We start from the raw sequence: 22,270 nt of genomic DNA, 5'->3' as shown, positions 1-22,270 counted from the left end.
TCAGATGATCAAATCTTTGCGTCCATTGCTGCTGGCCAGTCTTCTTCTGCCCCTGGCCCTCCCCGTTTCCGCCGCTTCGATCAACACCGCGCTGTCACCCAATGTCGAAAAGGCCCTCAAGGCCAGCAAACTGCAGGACAGTGCCCTGTCGCTGGTAATGATCCCCCTCAACGGCCCGGGCACCCCTACCATTCATAACGCTGATGTTTCAGTTAACCCGGCCTCGACCATGAAGCTGGTGACCACGTATGCCGCGCTGGAAATGCTCGGGCCGAACCACCAGTGGAAAACCGAGTTCTACACCGACGGCACCCTCAGCGGTGGCATCCTCAACGGCAACCTCTACCTCAAGGGTGGCGGTGATCCGAAGCTGAACATGGAAAAACTCTGGCTGCTGATGCGTGATTTGCGCGCCAACGGTGTAACTCAGGTCACCGGCGACCTGGTGCTGGACCGCGGCTTCTTCGTGCAACCGCAACTGCCTGAATTCAACGACGACGGCAATGACGAGAACAAACCGTTCCTGGTCAAACCCGACGCGCTGCTGGTCAATCTCAAAGCCCTGCGCTTCGTGGCTCGCAACGATTCGGGCAAGGTCCTGGTGTCGGTCGAGCCGCCGATTGCCAGCATCCGCATCGACAATCAGGTCAAGGCGCTCAACTCCAAGCAATGCACCGGTGGCGTGCGTTACAACCCGGTGCCCCAGGCTGATGGCAGCGTCACCGTGACCGTTGGCGGCCAGCTGGGCGAAGGTTGCAGCTCCCAGACCTACCTGTCGCTGCTCGATCACGCGACCTACACCGCCGGCGCTGTGCGAGCAATCTGGAAGGAACTGGGCGGCAGCATCCAGGGCCAGGATCGTCTGGCACCGACGCCGAGTAACGCCAAGGTACTGGCCCGGGCCTATTCGCCAGACCTGGCGGAAATCATTCGCGACATCAACAAATACAGTAACAACACCATGGCTCAGCAGTTGTTCCTGAGCCTGGGCCAGAAGTTCCGCACTGATGCCGACGGTGACGACGCCAAGGCGGCCCAGCGCGTGGTACGTCAGTGGCTGGCAAGGAAAGGCATCACCGCGCCGCATCTGGTGATGGAGAACGGCTCTGGCCTGTCCCGTGCCGAGCGAGTGAGCGCCCGTGAAATGGCCGCGATGCTGCAAGCCGCCTGGCGCAGCCCGTATTCCGCCGAGTTCATCAGCTCGATGCCGATTGCCGGCACCGACGGCACCATGCGCAAACGCCTGAAACGCACGGCCATGGCCGGTGAAGCCCACGTCAAGACTGGCACCCTGAACACCGTGCGCGCCATTTCCGGCTACAGCCGCGACATCAATGGCAATACCTGGGCGGTGGTAGCGATCCTCAACGACAAGGCACCGTTTGGCGCCTCCTCGGTGCTGGATCAGGTGCTGCTGGATCTGTACCGCCAGCCGAAACTGCCGGAAACGGCTTCGGTGTTGTAACCGGATCTAACGAACACCACAGATCCCCTGTGGGAGCGAGCCTGCTCGCGATGACGGCGGCACATCCAGTAATGATGTGACAGACAGACCGCTATCGCGAGCAGGCTCGCTCCCACAGGGATTGTATGCAGCCTGGCTTAGCTCATCTGCCCCTCAACCCGATCCCTTCCCGCCTGCTTCGCCGCATACACCCCTGAGTCCGCCCGCAACAGCAACGCATCCGCGCCCTCTCCGGCTCGCCAGCTGGCAATCCCGAAACTCGCGGTGACAATCCCGACCTCGTCGATCGGCGCACTGCGCAACCCTTGCCACAACTCCACCGCCAACACTTGGGCCTGTTCGCCGTCGGTATCCGGACAGAGCACCATGAATTCTTCGCCGCCCAGACGACAGAACACATCCGTGCGCCGCAGGCGACCGCCAATACGCTCGCACACGGCCTGCAATACCCGATCACCCACGGCATGACCGTGCTGATCGTTGATGCGCTTGAAGTGATCAATGTCGAGCATGATCACCGACAACTCGCCACCGCCGCGCTCGACCCGGGCCATTTCGGTGGTCAGGCGCTCTTGAAAGTAGCGACGGTTATGGATTCCGGTCAGGGAATCGGTCACCGACAGTGCGCGCAATTCCTCTTCCACACGCTTGAGGTCGGAAATGTCAGAGATGTAGCCATGCCAGAGCACACCGCCACCGAGCAGTTCCTCCGGCGTCGCTTCACCGCGGACCCAGCGCAAGCCACGCTGAGGCAATTGCACGCGGTATTCCTCACGCCAGGGGCAGAGGGTGTCCGCCGATGCCTGGATCGATGCGCGGACCCGACGTGCATCCTGAGGATGAATCCGCGCGAACACCGCTTCGGCATTGAGCAACAGCACGTCCGGCTCAAGTTCGTAGATTTCGCGGATACCGTCGCTGGCGTAGATCACGCTGAAACGCCCATCGAATTCCATCTTGAACTGGTAAATCCCGCCGGGCACGTGGGCGCTGAGCTTCTTCAACAACAGGTCACGTGCCGCCAGGGCCTCGTGGACGCGCTTGCGCTCGGTGATGTCGATACAGATCGCCAGGTGCCCGACCCACAAGCCTTCCTCGTCGAGGACCGGGGTCGCCAGCATGTTCACCGTCAAATGGCTGCCGTCGTGGCGGACCAGCGTCCACTCTCGCGCTTCGTGACCGCCCTCTTCCCCGCCTTCGACCAACATCGCCTGACACGCCGGGATCGGCTTGCCATAGCGCGCGCTTAACTCGGCCGAGCGCGCTTCAATCTCCTGGGGCAGATGCAGGCTTTCCAGGGTCATGTGGCCCACGGCCTGCGCACTGAAGTAACCGAGCATCTGCTCTGCGCCGGCGTTGAAGGTGCTGATGACTCCGCGCAGGTCGGTGGCGATGATCGCCACCTGAGTCGCGGCATCCAGCACACCGCGCAACTGGGAATGCGTGCCGCGCAACTCTTGCTCACGGTCGTGAAGTTCCTGGGTCCGCTGTTCCACCATTTTCAGCGCTCGCTGGCGCTGGCTGACCAGCACATAGAGAAACACACTGAGCAGCAAGCTGAGCAAACCGCCGAGCACCACCAGGCTGGCTACCGAGGAATGGTTGGCTTTCAGGAACGCAGCGCTGGGGCGCATATCCACTTGATAATCGTGGTCGGCCAGACGTAACAAACGCGTGGAAGACAAGTCACTGGCCCCCCCCGTGTTTGTCGACTCGTACAACACTTCGTGTTGCTCATCGGTGGATAAGTCGAGGATACGCACCGAGAGAGAGTCGTGATTCTCTTCCGGCAGCCCGTCCGCCAACAGTTGGCGCATGCTGATCACCGCCATGACATACCCCGCGGGTGCAGCATTCGGGAGGTTCTGACGGATGACTGGCGCTACCAACAACACGCCCCGCGAATAGGCCGACTCGATGCCTACCAGATGCAACGGTTGCGACACGGCCATGCGGCTATTGCGATCGGCCCGTTCCAGGGTCGAACGGCGCAGGGGCTGGGCCAGCAGATCGTAACCCAGCGGCGTAGGCAGTCGGCTTTGGGTTTGGGTGTAGAGCACCGGTACGTACTCGTCCCGCTCGATGGCCGGTTGCAACTGGCCATCGGCGGTGAGTTCGCGAAAGGTGAAGTCGCCCAAGCCTTCTTCACGCACCGCGCGTTCAAGCAGGGGACGTTCGGCGCGGGAAACCCGGGGGGCCCAGGAGTAGGCTTGGGTGCGGCGCAAAAGAGGTTTGGCGTATCCGTCGAATTCCTCGCGGGACACCGATTCTGAATTGACGAAGAACCGGCGCAGGCCGTCGAGGCGCTGTTCCTGATCTTCGAAACGTTCTTCGATACGGCTGTAACGTTCACTGGCGAGCAGCTGGAAACGTTGCCGCAATTGCTGATGAAATTGATTGAACGTCGCCCAGGCCAGCAATCCCGTGAGAATCCCGCCGACGAGCAATGCCAACAATGCGACCAGCCAGGCCGAAACATCTTCGCGGATAAAACCCAGGATCTTGGGGCGCACGGCGTGCAACGACATAGATACAACTCAAAACGCCAGGTGCCGGAAAAGCCCATTGGCCACACGTTGTGTTATAGCCATTAGCCATTAATTTGACCAGCACTGAAAGAACCCAAGAGCCTTTAAAAACCAAGGCTCTGGATCCAATCAGGCTCAAGTGTCAGCGAGCAGTGATCTTCCACGCACGGTGGATCTTGCCATTACGGGCGAAATCCGGATCGATGGTCTGGGCGGTGATTTCTTCAACGGCATAACGCTCGGCGAGGTTTTCCTCAAGCGTGAACTTGCGGAAGTTGTTGGAGAAGTACAACACTCCGCCCGGCGCCAGACGCGCCATGGCCAGGTCGATCAACTGCACCTGATCACGCTGCACGTCGAAGATCCCTTCCATGCGCTTGGAGTTGGAGAAGGTCGGCGGGTCGATGAAGATCAGGTCGTACTCGTCACGGCAGGCATCGAGCCAAGCCATCACATCGCCCTGCTCCAGACGGTTCTTGTCGGAGAAACCGTTCAGCGACAGGTTGCGACGCGCCCAATCCAGATAAGTTTTCGACAAGTCAACGCTGGTGGTGCTGCGCGCGCCACCCTTGGCCGCATGAACGCTGGCGGTCGCAGTGTAGCAATACAGGTTGAGGAAGCGCTTGCCGGCCGCCTCTTTCTGAATCCGCATACGCATCGGCCGGTGGTCGAGGAACAGCCCGGTGTCGAGGTAGTCGGTGAGGTTCACCAGCAGCTGGATGCCGCCTTCGTTGACCTCGACGAATTTGCCCTGTGCTGCCTGACGCTCGTACTGCTTGGTGCCGCTCTGACGCTCGCGACGTTTGACCACCACGCGGTTCTTGTCGATGTTCAACGCTTGCGGGATCGCCGCCAGGGCATCGAACATCCGCGCCGAGGCTTTTTCCGGATCGATGGATTTCGGTGCGGCGTATTCCTGGACGTGGACCCAGTCGTGATACAGGTCGATGGCCATGGAATATTCAGGCATGTCGGCATCGTAGACGCGGTAGCAATCGATGCCTTCACGCTTGACCCACTTGCCCAGCGCCTTGACGTTCTTTTGCAGGCGGTTGGCAAACATCTGCCCGCCTTCGCTCAAGCGCGGTTGCTCGATCACCACCGGGGCAGGTTTGATCGGGTTGCCGTTCTTGTTGTACTTCTCGTACTTGCCCGGCGCTTCGATGTTCGACGGTGCATCGGACTCGGCCTGTTCGCGCTCGATCTGACGCTGTTCCGGGGTGCGACGTTCGCCGGTGACAAACTGGTCCGGCGTGACCTTGATCAGTAGCAATTTGCACGGCAAGGCGCCGTTCCAGAACGAATACTGCTTGTGGCTGCGGATACCCATGCGTTTGCCCAGGTCCGGGGCGCCGGTGAACACCGCCGCTTCCCAGTTCAGGCAGGCCTGACGCAGACGTTCGCCGAGGTTCTGGTAGAGGTAGAGCAGGCTCGCCTCATCGCCCAGACGCTCGCCATACGGGGGGTTGCAGATCACCAGGCCTTTCTGGTTCTGGTCCGGGCGCGGCTCGAACGTCGCGACTTCGCCCTGGTAGATCTTGATCCACTCGCTCAGGCCGGCCCGTTCAACGTTATTGCGGCCCGGTTGAATCAGGCGCGGGTCAGCTTCGTAACCGCGAATCCACAGCGGTGGCTTGGCCAGACCGGCCGCAGCGCGTTCGGTGGCTTCTTCGTGGAGCTTTTTCCACAGCGCCGGCACGTGGCCGAGCCAAGCGGTGAAGCCCCATTGCTCGCGACGCAGGTTCGGCGCCATGTCGGCGGCGATCATGGCGGCTTCGACCAGGAACGTACCGACACCGCACATCGGGTCAGCCAGCGCGCCGCCATCGGCGGCAATCCGTGGCCAGCCGGAACGGATCAGGATCGCGGCCGCGAGGTTTTCCTTCAGCGGCGCCGCGCCTTGCTGCAAGCGGTAACCACGCTGGTGCAGGCTGTGACCGGACAGATCAAGGGACAGAATCGCTTCGCCACGGTCCAGGCGCAGGTGAATGCGCAGGTCCGGGTTGAGCTTGTCGATGGACGGACGGTCGCCCTGCGGGGTGCGCAGTTTGTCGACGATCGCATCCTTGACCTTCAAGGCGCCGAAATGCGTGTTATCGATGCCCGACCCGTGGCCGCTGAACTCGACAGCCAGGGTGCCGTCGTTGAGCATGTGGTCTTGCCACTCGATATCCAGCACGCCGTGATAGAGGTCTTCGGCGTCCTTCATCGGGAAGCGCTTGAGCACCAGCAGCACGCGGTTCGCCAGACGCGACCACAGGCACAGGCGATAGGCGGTTTCCATGGTGGCCATGCCGCGCACAGCCGAGGTGTGCTCACGTGCTTCCTCAAGGCCAAGCCCGACGGCTTCCTCGATGAGCAGGCCTTCAAGGCCTTTGGGGCAAGTGAGGAAGAGTTCGAAACGATCGGACATGGTAGTTCCAGAGCCTTTAGCTAAGTGAACCGGCAACGCATTGCCGATCCGGTTTTCAATCAGGCGCTTTTCTAACAGAGCGCCCGCGTGGCACGAAGGTGTGCCGTCCCCACCCTGACTGCTCGGGTTAAAAGAGCTTAGATGCCAGGGCAGATAAAAAAGTTGATGCAACAAAATGTCATAAGTCGACCCTTCGTCGAATAGTCCCCAACTGCAACGGGTGTCATTCTCGTTAAAGGCTTACCTCCACCATCTAGCGCAGGCCCGATCATACCGGGGTTTGGCCAATGAACGCGGGACAAATATCGTGTTACTTATGGCCATAGCATCTTTATGGTTACGTTCTTATGACAAAACGATCATTCCCTCGATGTGACGCATTGGTTAGAACTCAACTCAGGTTGACGTCGCAACGGCGTCAACACCTTGGCTCGCGACGCCGGCAGCGAGCCGCCAACGGCAGGATTTTTCTGCCTGACCTCGATTGAGGTCGACGCGATAAATACAGTCAACAAGTGAGGGCAACACCCTATGAGAAGACTTAAGCGTGATCCGTTGGAAAGAGCATTTTTGCGCGGATATCAATATGGCGTTGGTGGTAAATCCCGTGAGCTTTGCCCATTTACTCTACCGTCGGTACGCCAAGCCTGGATCAATGGCTGGCGAGAAGGACGCGGCGACAACTGGGACGGTATGACCGGCACTGCGGGAATCCACAGACTCAACGAACTTCACGCCGTCGGCTAATACAGGGCACACACTCCGACACGACAATCTGATTACGCAACGACTTAACCACGCACGTCCCATCCGGACGGCGGGCCTCGGCCCAGGGGCTCCTTCGAGGAGCCCTTTTTTATGCCTGCATAAAACTCAACCTTGAGCTGCAAACACACTGTGGGAGCGAGCCTGCTCGCGATAGCGGTTCAACATTCAACAATGATGTTGCCTGTCAATCCGTGCTCGCTCCCACAGGGATTAGCGCAGGGCCGCTATGGCATCCACCGATTCACGAATCAGCGCCGGTCCTTTATAGATGAAGCCGGAGTAGAGCTGCACCAGGCTCGCACCCGCGGCGATTTTCTCAGCCGCGTGCTTGCCTTCGGTGATGCCGCCCACGGCGATGATCGGCAAGCGACCGGACAGTTCCGCCGCCAGCACCTTCACCGTGTGAGTGCTCTTGTCGCGAACCGGTGCGCCGGACAAACCGCCCGCCTCGTCACCATGTTCCATGCCTTCGACGCCAACGCGGCTCAGGGTGGTGTTGGTGGCAATCACCGCGTCCATCCCCGTTTCGATCAACGCTTGGGCGACTTGAGCGGTTTCTTCGTCGGTCATGTCCGGCGCGATCTTGATCGCCAGCGGAACATGTTTGCCGTGGCGCAGGGCCAGTTCCGCCCGACGGGTGGCCAGGTCGGCGAGCAATTGCTTGAGCGAATCGCCGAATTGCAGGCTGCGCAGGCCGGGGGTGTTCGGCGAACTGACGTTGACCGTCACGTAGCTGGCGTGGGCGTAGACCTTGTCCAGGCAGATCAGGTAGTCGTCGACCGCACGTTCAACCGGGGTATCGAAGTTCTTGCCGATGTTGATGCCCAGCACACCCTTGTACTTGGCTGCCGCCACGCGAGCGAGCAAGTGATCGACGCCTAGGTTGTTGAAGCCCATGCGGTTGATGATCGCCTCGGCGTCCGGCAAGCGGAAAATCCGGGGTTTCGGATTGCCCGGTTGCGGACGCGGGGTGATGGTGCCGATTTCGACAAAACCGAAACCCAATTGGGCAAAGCCATCGATTGCCGCGCCGTTTTTGTCCAGACCGGCCGCCAAACCCACCGGGTTCGGGAACTCCAGGCCCATGACCGTCACCGGCAATTTCGCCGGTGCCTTGCACAGCAAGCCGTTGAGGCCCAAACGCCCGCCCGCGCCGATCAGGTCCAGGGACAGATCGTGGGAGGTTTCCGGGGAAAGTTTGAACAGCAGCTGACGGGCCAGGGTGTACATGGGCAGGCTTGACTCGGTTGGCGATGAGAGGCGGCGATTATAGCCGCGCATCAGGGCTTCACGCGAGGCGCGCAACAAAATCAGCCAGCGATGGCATATGCCTTGCACCGTCACAAGCATCAGCACTCATGCCAACGGCGGGATGAGTGGAAGGACAATGGCGTCGTCACCCGGCTTTGCCCACGCAAAGGCCTTGGGACGACGCTTTTTTTTGGAAGGTGCGAAATCGATGAACGAACCATCAGCCGGCCCACTGGCCTGGGTCAACGGCAGCGATGCCCCGGAAAAAACCGCAATCAATCTCGGCTTCATGGCCCTGAGCGACTGCGCCTCAGTAGTAGTCGCCGCCACCCAGGGCTTCGCCCAACCGTACGGCCTGACCCTGAACCTCAAGCGCCAGTCATCCTGGGCCAATCTGCGGGACAAACTGGTCAGCGGCGAACTCGACGCCGCCCACAGCCTGTACGGCCTGATTTATGCGGTGCATTTGGGCATCGGCGGCGTAGCCTCCACCGACATGGCCGTGCTCATGGGCCTGAACCAGAACGGCCAGAGCATCAACCTCTCCCACGGCTTGCAGGCCCTGGGCGTGACCAGTCCTGAAGCACTGGACCGGCATGTGCACCAAAGTCGCCCAAAACTGACCTTCGCTCAGACATTTCCCACGGGCACCCACGCCATGTGGCTGTATTACTGGCTGGCGAGCCAGGGCATTCATCCTTTGCAGGATGTCGACAGCGTGGTGGTGCCACCGCCGCAAATGGTCGCGCACCTGCAAGCCGGGCGCATCGACGGTTTCTGCGTCGGCGAGCCGTGGGCGGCCAGTGCGGTGCAGCAGAATCTCGGGTTTACGATGGCCACCAGCCAGACCCTCTGGCCCGATCACCCGGAAAAGGTCCTTGGCTGCACCCGCGCCTTTGTCGAGCAATACCCCAACACCGCACGGGCATTGGTGATGGCGATCCTTGAAGCCAGCCGATTCATCGAAGCCAGCCGCGAAAATCGCCGCAGCACCGCGCAACTGTTGAGTGCGCCTGAGTATCTGGATGCACCGCTCGATTGCATCGAACCGCGCTTGCTCGGTGACTACTCCGATGGTTTGGGCAATCGCTGGCAAGACCCGCACGCCATGCGTTTCCACGGTGGTGGAGAGGTCAATTTTCCGTATTTGTCCGACGGTATGTGGTTCATGACCCAGTTCCGGCGTTGGGGTTTGTTGCGTGACGACCCGGATTACCTCGGCGTGGCCCGTCAGGTCCAGCAACTAGACTTATACCGTGAGGCCGCCACCGCTGTCGGTGTGTCCGCCCGGAGTCAGGAAATGCGCAACGGTCAATTGATCGACGGCAAAGTCTGGGACGGTTCGGACCCGGCCGGCTATGCCCGCAGCTTCACGTTGCACGCCATGAGCGACAGCGCTCCCCTTCTCGCCAGCCGCTGACAGGAGCCTACGAATATGTTGCGTATCCTGCTGATCAATGACACTGCGAAAAAAGTCGGGCGTCTGAAGGCGGCTCTGACCGAAGCCGGGTTCGAGGTCATCGACGAATCCGGCTTGACCATTGACCTGCCCGCGCGCGTCGAAACGGTGCGTCCGGACGTGATTTTGATCGATACCGAGTCACCGAGCCGCGATGTGATGGAGCAAGTGGTGCTGGTGACCCGTGACCAACCACGGCCGATTGTGATGTTTACCGACGAGCACGATCCCGATGTGATGCGCCGGGCGATCAAGTCCGGCGTCAGTGCCTACATCGTCGAAGGCATTCACGCGCAACGCTTGCAGCCGATTCTCGACGTGGCCATGGCGCGCTTTGAAAGCGACCAGGCCCTGCGCGCGCAACTGCACGCCCGCGACCAGCAACTGGCCGAGCGCAAGCGCATCGAACTGGCCAAGGGGCTGCTGATGAAGATGAAGGACTGCAACGAAGAAGAGGCCTACACCCTGATGCGTCGCCAGGCCATGAGCCGCCAGCAGAAGCTGATTCAGGTGGCGGAGCAGATCATTGCCATGAGTGAGTTGCTTGGCTGAAGCCTTGCGGAGCCTGTACTGACGCCTTCGCGGGCAAGCCTCGCTCCTACAAGTTTTGTGTCGTTTACAACATCTGAATTCCCCACAAAACCTGTAGGAGCGAGGCTTGCCCGCGAATGGCCACAACCCCGACCTTACGTGTTGGCACAAATCTCGCTAAGTAAATCCCTGCAAGGTAACCAACGGCGGTTGCCCCACCTACGACAAAGACGTCGCTCACCTCATTCGCCCCACCTTGGCGGATCGGGTAGCGGCGTTTTTCCGTTTTGGCCCCAGAGACCGGGGCTGGTGGTGCGGCCATTGCGGCGCCCACCTGCAAGCTCATGACTCCTTCTTGATACGCCTGACAGCTGAGGTGCGCGATGAATTCAAGCTTCTGGAAATCCGGCCATACCCCGACCCTGTTCGCAGCCTTCCTCTATTTCGATCTGAGCTTCATGGTCTGGTACCTGCTCGGCCCAATGGCGGTGCAGATCGCCGCCGACCTGCAGCTGACTACCCAACAGCGTGGGCTGATGGTGGCCACGCCGATTCTGGCCGGGGCCGTATTGCGCTTTGCGATGGGCCTGCTGGCTGATCGCCTGTCGCCAAAAACCGCCGGGATAATCGGCCAGGTGATCGTCATCTGCGCCCTGTTCGTCGCCTGGAAAGTCGGCATTCACACTTACGAGCAAGCGCTGTTGCTGGGCCTGTTCCTCGGCATGGCCGGTGCGTCCTTCGCCGTCGCCCTGCCGTTGGCCTCGCAATGGTATCCGCCCCAGCACCAAGGCAAAGCCATGGGCATCGCCGGTGCCGGTAACTCGGGCACGGTGCTCGCTGCCTTGATCGCCCCGGTGCTGGCCGCCGCGTTTGGCTGGAGCAACGTGTTCGGCTTCGCCCTGATCCCGCTGATCCTGACCCTGATCGTCTTCGCCTGGCTGGCCAAGAATGCCCCCGAGCGCCCGAAAGCCAAGTCCGTGTCTGACTATTTCAAAGCCTTGGGTGACCGCGATAGCTGGTGGTTCATGTTTTTCTACAGCGTGACCTTCGGTGGCTTCATCGGTCTGGCCAGCGCCCTGCCCGGCTATTTCAACGACCAGTACGGCCTGAGCCCGGTGACCGCCGGCTACTACACTGCGGCTTGTGTGTTCGGTGGTAGCCTGATGCGTCCGTTGGGCGGCGCGCTAGCGGATCGCTTCGGCGGGATTCGTACCTTGTTGGCGATGTACACCGTGGCGGCGATCTGCATTGCGACAGTGGGTTTCAATCTGCCGAGTTCCTACGCCGCGTTGGCGCTTTTCGTCTGCACCATGCTCGGTTTGGGTGCAGGCAACGGTGCAGTATTCCAGTTGGTCCCGCAGCGTTTTCGCCGGGAGATCGGCGTGATGACCGGGCTGATCGGCATGGCTGGCGGCATCGGTGGCTTCGCACTGGCAGCCGGCATGGGCGCAATCAAGCAGAGCACTGGCAGCTATCAACTGGCGTTGTGGTTGTTCGCAAGCCTCGGTGTACTTGCCTGGTTCGGTCTGCACGGTGTGAAACGTCGCTGGAGAACCACTTGGGGTTCGGCAGCCGTCACCGCTGCACGGGTGTGAGGACTGAATGAGCCTGCAACTGAGCTTTGCCGAACACAGCGCCATCGGCCCCCGCGAGGAGAACCAGGACGCTCTGCGTCTGGTCACTCCGGCCCCGGCGCTGGCGGCGAGCAAGGGTTACCTGTTCGCCATCGCCGACGGCGTCAGCCAATGTGCCGATGGTGGGCTCGCGGCCCGTTCGACCTTGCAGGCCTTGGCGCTGGACTACTACGCCACCCCGGAAACCTGGGGTGTCGCCCAGGCATTGGACCGTCTGCTACTGGCGCAAAATCGCTGGTTGCAGGCTAACGGCGGCGGGCAACCGCTGCTGACCACGGTCAGTGCCCTGGTGATGCGCGGCCGGCGTTTCACGCTGGCTCATGTGGGCGATTGCCGGGTTTATCGCTGGCACGCCGACACGTTGCAACGGGTGAGTGAGGATCACGTCTGGGACCAGCCGGGCATGCAGCATGTGCTCAAGCGGGCCCTGGGGCTGGATCAACACTTGGTGCTGGACTTTCTCGATGGCGAACTGCGTCTGAACGAGAGTTTCGTGCTGCTCAGCGACGGCATCTGGGCTGTGCTGGGCGACACGGCCATTGCGGCAATTCTGCGCGATCAACCTGACCTGAACAGTGCCGCGCAGACTTTGGTCAACGCGGCGCACTTGGCCGGCAGCCAGGACAATGCCAGCGCTCTGCTGGTGCGGGTCGATGCCCTCGGTGAAACCAGCATTGGCGACGCACTGATTCATCTGCAGCAATGGCCACTCCCGCCTGCGTTGAAGCCGGGTCAGACTTTCGAAGGCTGGCAGGTCGAAGGGATCCTCGGCCAGAGCCAGCAATCACTGCTCTACCGGGTGCGCGACGCACAACAACAGCCTTGGCTGCTGAAAACCTTGCCCAGTGCGCTCCGGGACGATCACCAGGCCGGGCAGGCATTGCTGTCGGAGGAATGGTTTCTCAAGCGTGTGGCCGGGCGGCATTTTCCTGAAGTCCATGCCGCCAGTCAGCGTCAGCATTTGTACTACGTGATGCGGGAATATTCCGGGTCGACCTTGGCTGAGCTGCATGAGCGTGTCGCAACGCTGCCATTGGCTCAATGGCTGGACATGGCCGAACGCTTGCTGCGGGCCATCGGCATCTTGCATCGACGGCAAATTCTGCATCGCGATATCAAACCGGAGAACCTGCTGCTGGGGGACGACGGCGAGTTGCGCCTGCTGGATTTCGGCCTCGCCTACTGCCCCGGGCTGTCCGAAGATCAAGCCTGCGCCCTTCCCGGAACGCCCAGTTATATCGCGCCGGAAGCCTTTCGAGGTGACGCGCCTACACCACAACAGGATTTGTATGCGGTCGGCGTGACCTTGTATTACCTGTTGACCGGGCATTATCCCTACGGCGAAATCGAAGCGTTCCAGCGCCCTCGGTTTGGTGTGCCTGTCAGCGCCAGTCGCTACCGGCCCGACCTGCCGGAATGGATCGCGCAAAGTCTGGAGCGCGCGGTGGCGGCGGCTCCGGATCAGCGTTTTGAAACAGCGGAAGAATGGTTGTTGCTACTGGAACAGGGAGAACGACGCAGTTTGAGCGTGCGCCCCAGACCGTTGCTGGAGCGCGAACCGTTGAAAGTCTGGCGGACGTTGGCGCTGGTGTCGTTGCTGGTGAATCTGGTGCTGCTGTTTTTGCTGTTTCATGGTTGAGTTTCTCAACCGCCCCAAAAGATCAAAAGATCGCAGCCTGCGGCAGCTCCTACGGGTGGCCCACGATCCCCTGTAGGCGCTGCCGCAGGCTGCGATCTTTTGATCTTCCTGCTTCAAAACCGGGCATCGCGCCTTGAACCGGTGCACGCAAACATCCTTCTCCCACGCTGAGAGCCCATAAATTGGGCATTTGTGCGACTTGGCACAACCACTGCATTACCTTTCCCAACATACATAAAGCCCAACCTTCAACGTAGAAGGTGCGCTGCCCGAGAGAACGGGACAAGGACAAAGGCGTCCTCGCTAGTTACCTAGCGGGACGCCTTTTTTTGTTTGCGCAAAATTTTGTCGAGCAAGGCCTGAATGCCCTGATGAGGCAGGCCCGAGCTCCCCGGAGAACCTGATGAAAAAACTAAAACTAGTGATGATCGGCAACGGCATGGCCGGGGTTCGTACCCTGGAAGAACTGCTCAAGCTGAGTAATGAGCTGTACGACATCACGGTCTTCGGCGCCGAACCCCATACCAACTACAACCGCATCCTGTTGTCGCCTGTACTGGCCGGCGAACAGACGTTCGAAGAGATCGTGCTCAACGATCTGGACTGGTACCTGGAAAACAACATCAAGCTGCTGCTCAACCGCAAAGTGGTGGAGATCGACCGGGTCAAACGCCGGGTCATCGCCGAAGACGGCACCGAGGCCGAGTACGACCGCCTGCTGATTGCCACCGGCTCGACCCCGTTCATCCTGCCGATCCCCGGCAACACCTTGCAGGGCGTGATCGGCTACCGCGACATCGCCGACACGCAGGCGATGATCGACACCGCCAAGACGCACAAGCACGCCGTGGTCATCGGCGGCGGCCTGCTGGGTCTTGAAGCCGCCAACGGCCTGATGCTGCGCGGCATGCACGTCACCGTGGTGCACATCGGCGAATGGCTGCTGGAACGGCAACTGGACAAAACCAGTGGCCAACTCCTGCAAACCGCGCTGGAAGCCCGTGGCCTGCATTTCCGCCTGTGCGAACAGACTCAGGCCCTGCACGACGCCGGCAATGGCCGGGTCGGCTCGGTGCAGTTCAAGAACGGCGACATCATCCCCGCCGATCTGGTGGTGATGGCCGCCGGTATTCGCCCCAATACTGAACTCGCGGAAAAATCCGGCATCCCGTGCAACCGCGGGATTCTGGTCAACGACACGATGCAAACCTACGACCCTCGGGTCTATGCCATCGGCGAATGCGCCAGCCACCGTGGTATCGCCTACGGCCTGGTCGCGCCGCTGTTCGAACAGGCCAAGGTGTGCGCCAACCACCTCGCCCAACTGGGCTTCGCCACCTACAAGGGTTCGGTGACGTCGACCAAATTGAAAGTCACCGGCATCGACCTGTTTTCTGCTGGCGACTTCATGGGCGGCGAAGGCACCGAGACCATCACCCTCTCCGACCCGATCGGTGGGGTCTACAAAAAACTGGTGATCAAGGATGACGTGCTGGTCGGCGCCTGTCTGTACGGCGATACGGCAGATGGCGGTTGGTATTTCCGGCAGATCCGTGAGAACCATGCCATCGGCGAGATCCGCGATCACCTCATGTTTGGAGAAAATGCTTTAGGCGACGTAGGACATCAAGGCCAGGACAAAGCCATGAGCATGGCCGACACCGCCGAAGTCTGCGGCTGCAATGGTGTGTGCAAAGGCACCATCGTCAAGGCCATCCAGGAACACGGACTGTTCAGCGTCGACGATGTGAAGAAACACACCAAGGCCGCCAGCTCTTGCGGTTCCTGCGCCGGTCTCGTCGAACAGATCCTGATCAACACCGTGGGCGGCGCAGCGGACGTCAAACCGAAAAGCGAAAAAGCCATCTGTGGTTGCAGCGACCTCAACCACGGGCAAATCCGCCAGACAATCCGCGACCAGCACCTGCTGACCATCGCTGGCACCATGAGCTATCTGAACTGGCGCACCCCGAACGGTTGTGCCACGTGCCGTCCGGCGCTCAACTATTACCTGATTTCCTCCTGGCCGGGCGAAGCCAAGGACGACCCGCAATCGCGCCTGATCAACGAACGCGCCCACGCCAACATTCAAAAAGACGGCACTTACTCTGTAGTCCCGCGGATGTGGGGTGGTGTGACCAATCCTTCAGAGCTGCGGCGCATTGCCGACGTGGCCGACAAGTACAACGTACCGATGGTCAAGGTCACCGGCGGCCAGCGCATCGACTTGCTGGGGATCAAAAAGCAGGACCTGCCAGGTGTCTGGAAAGACCTGGACATGGCGTCCGGCCACGCCTACGGCAAATCCATCCGCACGGTAAAAACCTGCGTCGGCAGCGAGTTCTGCCGCTTCGGCACCCAGAATTCCACGCAACTGGGCATCGAGCTTGAGCACGACCTGTTCAACATGTGGTCGCCGCACAAAGTGAAACTGGCCGTCTCCGGTTGCCCACGCAACTGCTCGGAAGCGGGGATCAAGGACGTCGGAATTATCGGCGTGGATTCCGGCTGGGAGATGTACATCGGTGGCAATGGCGGGATCAAAACCGAAGTCGCGGAGTTCTTCGTCAAACTGAAATCCGCCGAAGAAGTGCGCGAATACAACGGCGCCTTTCTGCAGCTGTATCGCGAAGAAGCCTTCTACCTTGAGCGCACCGTGCATTACCTGCAACGGGTCGGCATGGAACACATCAAGAAAGCCGTGCTGGAAGATCCGGAGCGGCGCAAGGCATTGAACGATCGCCTGCAATTTTCCCTGTCGTTCGAACAGGACCCTTGGAAGGAACGTCTCGAACAGCCGTTGCTGAAAAAAGAATTCGAGGTCATTCCCTTGAAGAACCTGGAGGTGCAGGCATGAACTGGCTGGATATCTGCGCACTGGAAGAAATCAACGCACTGGGCTCACGGATCGTCGCCGGCCCAAAAGGCGACATCGCGATTTTTCGTACAAGCGACGATGAGGTTTTCGCCCTCGACGACCGCTGCCCGCACAAGGGCGGGCCACTGTCCCAGGGTTTGATCTACGGCAAACGAGTGGCCTGCCCGCTGCACAACTGGCAGATCGACCTGGAAACCGGCGAGGCCCAGGCCCCGGATGTCGGCTGCGCCCACCATCACTCGGCACGGGTCGAGAACGGCCGGGTGCTGCTGGCCCTGCGGGAAGCAAGCTGATGAACCAGATCACCGCCTCCACCTGCTGCTACTGCGGGGTCGGCTGCGGCGTGCTGATCGAGCACGACGGCGAGCGCATCCTCGGCGTCAGCGGCGATCCGGCGCACCCGGCCAACTTCGGCAAACTGTGCAGTAAAGGTTCAACCCTACACCTGACCGGCGACTTGAAGGCACGAGCTCTATACCCGGAACTGCGCCTGGGCAAAGGCCTGGCCCGCAGCCGCACCGACTGGGACAGCGCCCTCGATCACGCCGCCAGCGTCTTCGCCGAGACCATCGCCGAGCACGGCCCGGACAGCGTTGCGTTCTATATCTCCGGGCAGTTACTGACCGAGGATTACTACGCCTTCAACAAACTGGCGCGAGCGCTGGTGGGCACCAACAACATCGACAGTAATTCACGGCTGTGCATGTCTTCGGCGGTGGTCGGCTACAAGCGCAGCCTCGGCGCCGATGCTCCGCCTTGCAGCTACGAAGACCTGGAATTGAGCGACTGCGTGATGATCGTCGGCAGCAACATGGCCTACGCCCACCCGATCCTCTTTCGTCGCCTGGAAGAAGCCAAATCCCGCCGCCCACAGATGAAAGTCATCGTCATTGACCCACGGCGCACCGACACTTGCGATTTGGCTGATATGCATTTGGCGATCCTGCCCGGTACCGATGTCGCCTTGTTTCATGGGGTTTTGCACCTGTTGCTGTGGGAAGACTGGGTCGACCGCGACTTCATCAAGGCCCACACCGAAGGCCTGGCCGAGCTGAAAAACCTGGTGCGCGATTACAACCCGACAATGGTTTCGCAACTCTGCGGCATCAGCGTCGAACAACTGCATCAATGCGCGGAATGGGTCGGCACTTCACCGAGCTTTCTGTCGCTGTGGTGCATGGGGCTGAATCAGTCCACCGCCGGCAGCGCAAAAAACAGCGCGCTGATCAACCTGCACCTGGCTACCGGGCAAATCGGCCGGCCCGGTGCAGGACCTTTCTCGCTGACTGGTCAGCCGAATGCCATGGGCGGCCGGGAAACCGGCAGTTTGTCGAACCTGCTACCAGGCCATCGCGAAGCGGCTAATGCCGAACACCGCGCACAAGTGGCCGACTACTGGGGCGTTGATCAACTGCCCGCGAACACCGGGCTAACCGCCATCGAACTGTTCGAGCAGATGCGCAGTGGCAAGATCAAAGCCCTGTGGATCGCCTGCACCAACCCTGCACAATCGCTGCCGGATCAGACCGCTGTACGCGCGGCACTGCAAGCCTGCCCGTTCGTGGTGTTGCAAGAAGCCTTTCGCACCACCGAAACCGCCGCGTTCGCCGACCTGCTGCTGCCCGCCGCGAGTTGGGGTGAAAAGGACGGCACGGTCACCAACTCCGAACGGCGCATTTCCCACGTCCGTCAGGCCATCGGCGCACCCGGTGAAGCACGGCCCGACTGGGCGATCACCGTGGATTTCGCACAGCGCCTGGAAAAACATCTGCGCCCTGGAGCTACCAGCCTGTTTGCCTTTGAAACCCCGGCGCAGGTCTTCGACGAATACAAACACCTGACTCGCGGCCGCGACCTCGACCTGTCCGGGATCAGCCATGAATTGATCGACCAACTCGGTCCGCAGCAATGGCCCTTCCCCGTCGGTGCCCGCGAAGGGACCGCGCGGCTGTATCTCGACGGGATTTTCCCGACCGCCAGTGGGCGTGCACAGTTCGTGACCGACCCGTATCGCGCCGCCAAGGAACAACGCGATGCGCGCTTCCCGCTGACCCTGATTACCGGCCGCCTGCGTGATCAATGGCACGGCATGAGCCGCACCGGCACCGCCGCGCAGCTATTCGGCCATGTCAGCGAAGCCGTGTTGAGCCTGCACCCGGATGAACTGCGTCGGCATCGCCTGCAACCTGGTGACCTGATCAGTCTGAAAAGTCGCCGGGGCTCGGTGATCGTGCCGGTCAGCAGCGACGATAGCGTACGTCCGGGCCAGGCGTTCCTGCCGATGCATTGGGGCGACCGCTTTCTCAAGGGCGGCGTGAATACCCTCACCCTTCCCGCCTTCGATCCGCTGTCGAAACAACCGGAACTCAAACACAGCGGTGTGCGACTCGAGCCAGTGCAATTGCCTTGGCAGCTTTTCGCCCTGATAGAGGGTGATGTTCAACAACATTTGGAGACGCTGCGACCGCTCTGCGAGGCGTTTTCCTACGCAAGCCTCAGCCTGACCGGCCGTGAACGCCCTGCACTGCTGATACGCGCCGCCAGCGCCACCGCGCCAGAGCCGCAGCTATTGCGTGATATCGATCAATGTCTGGGGCTCAACGACGGTCCGGTATTGGCCTACGACGATCCTCGGCGCTCGATCGGCAAGCGGGTACGGATCGAGAACGGTCGGATCACCGCGATTCGCCTGGCCGGTGAAACCCTCGCTCAGCACTGGCTGCAAAGCCTGTGGCTCGAAGGTCGCGCCGACGAACGGCTACGCCGTTGGCTGCTGGCGCCTTTGAGTGCGCCACCGGGCAGCGCTGGCGGTCCGGCATCGGGCTCCAAAACCCTGTGCAACTGCATGAACGTCAGCCAGAACGCGGTGTGTGCCGGCATCAGCCGTGGACTGGACTTGCAGGGTTTGAAAAAAGAATTGGGCTGCGGCACGCAATGCGGCTCCTGCGTTCCGGAAATCAAGCGTTTGCTGGCCGCCACCGCGCAGCCAGTCGCCGTCATCTCGTGAGGAAAACACTATGAGCGCAAAAGTCTGGCTGGTGGGTGCGGGTCCTGGCGACCCTGAATTGCTGACCCTCAAGGCGGTTCGAGCGTTGCGCGAAGCGGACGTGGTGTTGATCGACGATCTGGTCAATGACGCGGTGCTGGAGCATTGCCCAAACGCGCGCATTATTCCTGTGGGTAAGCGCGGTGGCTGCCGCTCCACGCCTCAAGCTTTCATTCATCGCCTGATGTTGCGCTATACCCGCCACGGTAAATGCGTGGTTCGGCTCAAGGGCGGTGATCCGTGCATTTTCGGGCGCGGCGGTGAAGAAGCACAGTGGCTGCGTGAGCGTGGCGTCGAGGTTGAGCTGGTCAATGGCATCACGGCCGGTCTTGCCGGTGCGACCCAATGCGATATTCCGCTGACGCTGAGAGGTGTTGCGCGGGGCGTGACACTGGTCACGGCGCACACACAGGATGACAGCAGCCTGAACTGGCAGGCCCTGGCTCAAGGGGGCACAACGCTGGTGATCTACATGGGCGTGGCGAAGCTCAGTGAAATTCGCGAGCAACTGCTGGCGGGCGGAATGGCAGCCGATACACCCGTGGCGATGATCGAGAATGCTTCCCTGCCGCACCAGCGGGAATGTCGGAGCGATCTGACGGCCATGGAAGACGATGCCTGCAGCTTCCAGCTCAAAAGCCCGGCGATTTTGGTGATCGGTGCTGTGGCGGCCTGTGATGAGATCAAAAGATCGCAGCCTGCGGCAGCTCCTACGTTGGCTCGCTGCTCATCCCGTTAAGGATCAAAAAGATCGCAGCCTGCGGCAGCATTTGAAATGCGCCCCTGTAGGAGCTGCCGAAGGCTGCGATCTTTTCAAAACCCGGCCACACCCTCGCTGAAACCCAAATCGCAGACAAAGAAAAGCCCGGCCTAAGCCGGGCTTTTCCAGAGCTGCGAGCTAATTACTTAGCGCTAGCTTCAACCTGCGCTTCTACGCGACGGTTTACAGCGCGACCAGCGTCAGTTTTGTTGTCAGCAACTGGGCGGGATTCGCCGTAGCCAACAGACTGAACGCGGGACGATTCAACACCGTACTGGTTGGTCAGAACTTGCTTAACGGCGTTTGCACGACGCTCGGACAGTTTCTGGTTGTAAGCGTCAGGACCGACGGAGTCAGTGTGACCTTCAACAGTAGTGCTGGTGGATGGGTACTGCTTCATGAAGTCAGCCAGGTTTTTGATGTCGCCGTAGCTGTTAGGCTTGACTACCGACTTGTCGAAGTCGAATTTCACGTCCAGCTCAACACGAACAACTTCAGCAACTGCTGGGCAGCCATCAGCGTCAACAGTTACGTTGGCTGGGGTGTCCGGGCACTTGTCAACGTTGTCGCAAACGCCATCGTTGTCGCTGTCGGCGCAGACTTCAGCTGGTGCTGGAACTGGAGCAGCAGCAGGCTTGGAGCCGCCACCGAAGTTCACACCGATACCGACGCTAGGAGCCCACTCGGTGTCGCCCTGGTCGATGTTGTACTGAGCTTCAACGCCAGCACGGGCGTAGAAGTTGTCGGTGAAGTACAGCTTGGCACCGCCGCCAACGTTGGCGAATGTGGAACCGTTACGACCGCTTTTGCCGTTCTGACCAATGCTTTGGTCGGAGAAGCCAGCCGATACGTACGGACGCAGCATGTCGCCCGGGTTGTTGAAGTGGTACAGAGCATCCAGAGCGGTGTTGGAGCCCTTGATGTTACGGCCATCTTCGGCACGTGCGTTGTGCACTTCGTCGTAGGCCAGACGCAGTTCAACGTCGTCGGTCAGGAAGTAACCAACAGAACCGCCGAACAGGTTGCCGTTGTTCTTGAAGTCACGAGCGCTATCGAACATTTCTTTCTTAGCGAAGCCTTCGATTTCAACTGCGCCTTGGCCTTGTGCCAGAGCGCCGAACGAAGTGGCAGCAATAAGAGAACCAATGGCCAAGCCCAAGGTGTTTTTCAGTTTCATCCGTTAAATCCCCATCTGGTGATTGTGAAGCAGTCCCGCAAACCGGGGGACAACTCGGCGGCAAGTCTATCAGAACTTGCCTACACGTAAGAGATATTTGCGCTGAACTAAGTTTCAGCAATGCCTGCAAATTTCTCACGCAATTTGTCTAGAGCGCGTTTGTAACGCATTTTTGTTGCACTCAAACCCATGTGCATTATGTCTGCGATCTCCTGAAATTCCAGTTCTGCGACAAATCGTAGCACCAGAATTTCACGGTCGATCGGGTTCACATACACCAGCCAGCGATCAAGTCCGCCCTTCTCCTCGGGTTTCGGCATCTTTTCTTCAGATGCTTCCTCGAGGGGGTCCAGACTCAAAGCGTCCATCAAGCGACGCTTTCGCCGTTCTTTCCGATACTGCGTGATGCACTCGTTGTACGTGATGCTATATAGCCATGTCTTGAACTTCGATTTCCCCTCGAAGTTCTTCAGGCCGTAGAGCACCTTCAACATCACTTCCTGACAGACATCATCTGCGTCACGATCGTTCCCAAGATACCGTGCACAAACGTTAAATAATGTTCGCTGGTAACGCCGCATCAGTTCTTCATAAGCGCGCGTTACGTGAAACAGCTCGGTATGCGAGCGCGCGACCAACTCCTCATCAGAGAGCTCGCGGGGGTCGTAGCGCGTGGAGAGCGATTGAGCTTTATTCAAAACAAGTCTGGCCGACAGTCAGG

General features: G+C 60.3%; 15 protein-coding genes. 10 read left to right on the top strand and 5 right to left on the bottom strand.

The annotated features are described in order from the left end of the window. Positions 1-4 precede the first annotated feature (4 nt). The gene (gene dacB / locus ACYZT2_RS10715; protein WP_461971952.1) at positions 5-1,465 is read left to right on the top strand and encodes a D-alanyl-D-alanine carboxypeptidase/D-alanyl-D-alanine endopeptidase; all 1,461 of its coding nucleotides are present in this window, start codon (positions 5-7) and stop codon (positions 1,463-1,465) included. Between the two features lie 137 nt (positions 1,466-1,602). On the opposite strand, the gene ACYZT2_RS10710 is transcribed toward dacB, so the two are convergent. Then, on the bottom strand, positions 1,603-3,993 hold the full coding sequence (locus ACYZT2_RS10710; RefSeq protein WP_461971950.1) for a sensor domain-containing diguanylate cyclase: 2,391 nt from the start codon (positions 3,991-3,993) through the stop codon (positions 1,603-1,605). A gap of 142 nt (positions 3,994-4,135) precedes the next feature. Next, on the bottom strand, positions 4,136-6,406 hold the full coding sequence (gene rlmKL / locus ACYZT2_RS10705) for a bifunctional 23S rRNA (guanine(2069)-N(7))-methyltransferase RlmK/23S rRNA (guanine(2445)-N(2))-methyltransferase RlmL (RefSeq protein ID WP_461971948.1): 2,271 nt from the start codon (positions 6,404-6,406) through the stop codon (positions 4,136-4,138). Between the two features lie 531 nt (positions 6,407-6,937). Here rlmKL and rmf point away from each other — a divergent pair. Continuing rightward, positions 6,938-7,153 carry a ribosome modulation factor gene (gene rmf, locus ACYZT2_RS10700; RefSeq protein WP_003223300.1) on the top strand — a complete coding sequence of 72 codons (216 nt, stop codon included), beginning with the start codon at positions 6,938-6,940 and terminating at the stop codon, positions 7,151-7,153. Positions 7,154-7,384: 231 nt separating this feature from the next. On the opposite strand, the gene ACYZT2_RS10695 is transcribed toward rmf, so the two are convergent. Further along, complete coding sequence (locus tag ACYZT2_RS10695; protein WP_461973065.1) at positions 7,385-8,404, bottom strand: quinone-dependent dihydroorotate dehydrogenase; 1,020 nt, start codon at positions 8,402-8,404, stop codon at positions 7,385-7,387. A gap of 229 nt (positions 8,405-8,633) precedes the next feature. On the opposite strand from ACYZT2_RS10695, the gene ACYZT2_RS10690 reads away from it, so the two are divergent. The 8 genes from ACYZT2_RS10690 (at position 8,634) to cobA (ending at position 20,351) form a co-directional block, all read left to right on the top strand. Next, on the top strand, positions 8,634-9,845 hold the full coding sequence (locus tag ACYZT2_RS10690) for a CmpA/NrtA family ABC transporter substrate-binding protein (protein ID WP_461971946.1): 1,212 nt from the start codon (positions 8,634-8,636) through the stop codon (positions 9,843-9,845). Positions 9,846-9,860: 15 nt separating this feature from the next. After that, entirely contained in the window at positions 9,861-10,436 is a 576-nt protein-coding gene (locus tag ACYZT2_RS10685; protein ID WP_008006986.1) for an ANTAR domain-containing response regulator, read from the top strand. Between the two features lie 362 nt (positions 10,437-10,798). Further along, a complete protein-coding gene (locus ACYZT2_RS10680; protein WP_461971943.1) occupies positions 10,799-12,010 on the top strand; it encodes a nitrate/nitrite transporter in 1,212 nt (403 codons plus the stop codon). 7 nt (positions 12,011-12,017) lie between these two features. Then, positions 12,018-13,688 carry a protein kinase domain-containing protein gene (locus ACYZT2_RS10675; RefSeq protein ID WP_461971941.1) on the top strand — a complete coding sequence of 557 codons (1,671 nt, stop codon included), beginning with the start codon at positions 12,018-12,020 and terminating at the stop codon, positions 13,686-13,688. A 403-nt stretch (positions 13,689-14,091) separates the two neighbouring features. Beyond that, positions 14,092-16,545, top strand: a complete 2,454-nt coding sequence (gene nirB, locus ACYZT2_RS10670; protein WP_461971939.1) for a nitrite reductase large subunit NirB — start codon at positions 14,092-14,094, stop codon at positions 16,543-16,545. Further along, complete coding sequence (gene nirD, locus ACYZT2_RS10665) at positions 16,542-16,859, top strand: nitrite reductase small subunit NirD (RefSeq protein WP_461971937.1); 318 nt, start codon at positions 16,542-16,544, stop codon at positions 16,857-16,859. The genes nirB and nirD overlap by 4 nt, the downstream gene beginning before the upstream one ends. Then, a complete protein-coding gene (locus tag ACYZT2_RS10660; protein WP_461971935.1) occupies positions 16,859-19,573 on the top strand; it encodes a nitrate reductase in 2,715 nt (904 codons plus the stop codon). The genes nirD and ACYZT2_RS10660 overlap by 1 nt, the downstream gene beginning before the upstream one ends. Before the next feature lie 10 nt (positions 19,574-19,583). Next, on the top strand, positions 19,584-20,351 hold the full coding sequence (cobA, locus tag ACYZT2_RS10655; RefSeq protein ID WP_461971933.1) for a uroporphyrinogen-III C-methyltransferase: 768 nt from the start codon (positions 19,584-19,586) through the stop codon (positions 20,349-20,351). Positions 20,352-20,514: 163 nt separating this feature from the next. On the opposite strand, the gene ACYZT2_RS10650 is transcribed toward cobA, so the two are convergent. Both ACYZT2_RS10650 and sigX read right to left on the bottom strand, forming a co-directional pair. Beyond that, positions 20,515-21,549 carry an OmpA family protein gene (locus ACYZT2_RS10650; protein ID WP_461971931.1) on the bottom strand — a complete coding sequence of 345 codons (1,035 nt, stop codon included), beginning with the start codon at positions 21,547-21,549 and terminating at the stop codon, positions 20,515-20,517. A 107-nt stretch (positions 21,550-21,656) separates the two neighbouring features. Then, positions 21,657-22,247 (bottom strand): RNA polymerase sigma factor SigX, encoded by a 591-nt coding sequence (gene sigX, locus ACYZT2_RS10645; RefSeq protein WP_032830573.1) that lies wholly within the window; start codon positions 22,245-22,247, stop codon positions 21,657-21,659. Positions 22,248-22,270 lie beyond the last annotated feature (23 nt).

It is taken from the genome of Pseudomonas sp. MDT1-85, assembly GCF_054898065.1.
Note: the sequence above shows the minus strand (reverse complement) of the source record. Positions and strands in the feature narration are given on the sequence as shown.

What these genes read in the sequence shown, in the direction of transcription:
- dacB (WP_461971952.1), top strand. Translation starts at nt 5, where the DNA reads ATGATCAAATCTTTGCGTCCATTGCTGCTGGCCAGTCTTCTTCTGCCC.
- ACYZT2_RS10710 (WP_461971950.1), bottom strand. Translation starts at nt 3,993, where the DNA reads ATGTCGTTGCACGCCGTGCGCCCCAAGATCCTGGGTTTTATCCGCGAA.
- rlmKL (WP_461971948.1), bottom strand. Translation starts at nt 6,406, where the DNA reads ATGTCCGATCGTTTCGAACTCTTCCTCACTTGCCCCAAAGGCCTTGAA.
- rmf (WP_003223300.1), top strand. Translation starts at nt 6,938, where the DNA reads ATGAGAAGACTTAAGCGTGATCCGTTGGAAAGAGCATTTTTGCGCGGA.
- ACYZT2_RS10695 (WP_461973065.1), bottom strand. Translation starts at nt 8,404, where the DNA reads ATGTACACCCTGGCCCGTCAGCTGCTGTTCAAACTTTCCCCGGAAACC.
- ACYZT2_RS10690 (WP_461971946.1), top strand. Translation starts at nt 8,634, where the DNA reads ATGAACGAACCATCAGCCGGCCCACTGGCCTGGGTCAACGGCAGCGAT.
- ACYZT2_RS10685 (WP_008006986.1), top strand. Translation starts at nt 9,861, where the DNA reads ATGTTGCGTATCCTGCTGATCAATGACACTGCGAAAAAAGTCGGGCGT.
- ACYZT2_RS10680 (WP_461971943.1), top strand. Translation starts at nt 10,799, where the DNA reads ATGAATTCAAGCTTCTGGAAATCCGGCCATACCCCGACCCTGTTCGCA.
- ACYZT2_RS10675 (WP_461971941.1), top strand. Translation starts at nt 12,018, where the DNA reads ATGAGCCTGCAACTGAGCTTTGCCGAACACAGCGCCATCGGCCCCCGC.
- nirB (WP_461971939.1), top strand. Translation starts at nt 14,092, where the DNA reads ATGAAAAAACTAAAACTAGTGATGATCGGCAACGGCATGGCCGGGGTT.
- nirD (WP_461971937.1), top strand. Translation starts at nt 16,542, where the DNA reads ATGAACTGGCTGGATATCTGCGCACTGGAAGAAATCAACGCACTGGGC.
- ACYZT2_RS10660 (WP_461971935.1), top strand. Translation starts at nt 16,859, where the DNA reads ATGAACCAGATCACCGCCTCCACCTGCTGCTACTGCGGGGTCGGCTGC.
- cobA (WP_461971933.1), top strand. Translation starts at nt 19,584, where the DNA reads ATGAGCGCAAAAGTCTGGCTGGTGGGTGCGGGTCCTGGCGACCCTGAA.
- ACYZT2_RS10650 (WP_461971931.1), bottom strand. Translation starts at nt 21,549, where the DNA reads ATGAAACTGAAAAACACCTTGGGCTTGGCCATTGGTTCTCTTATTGCT.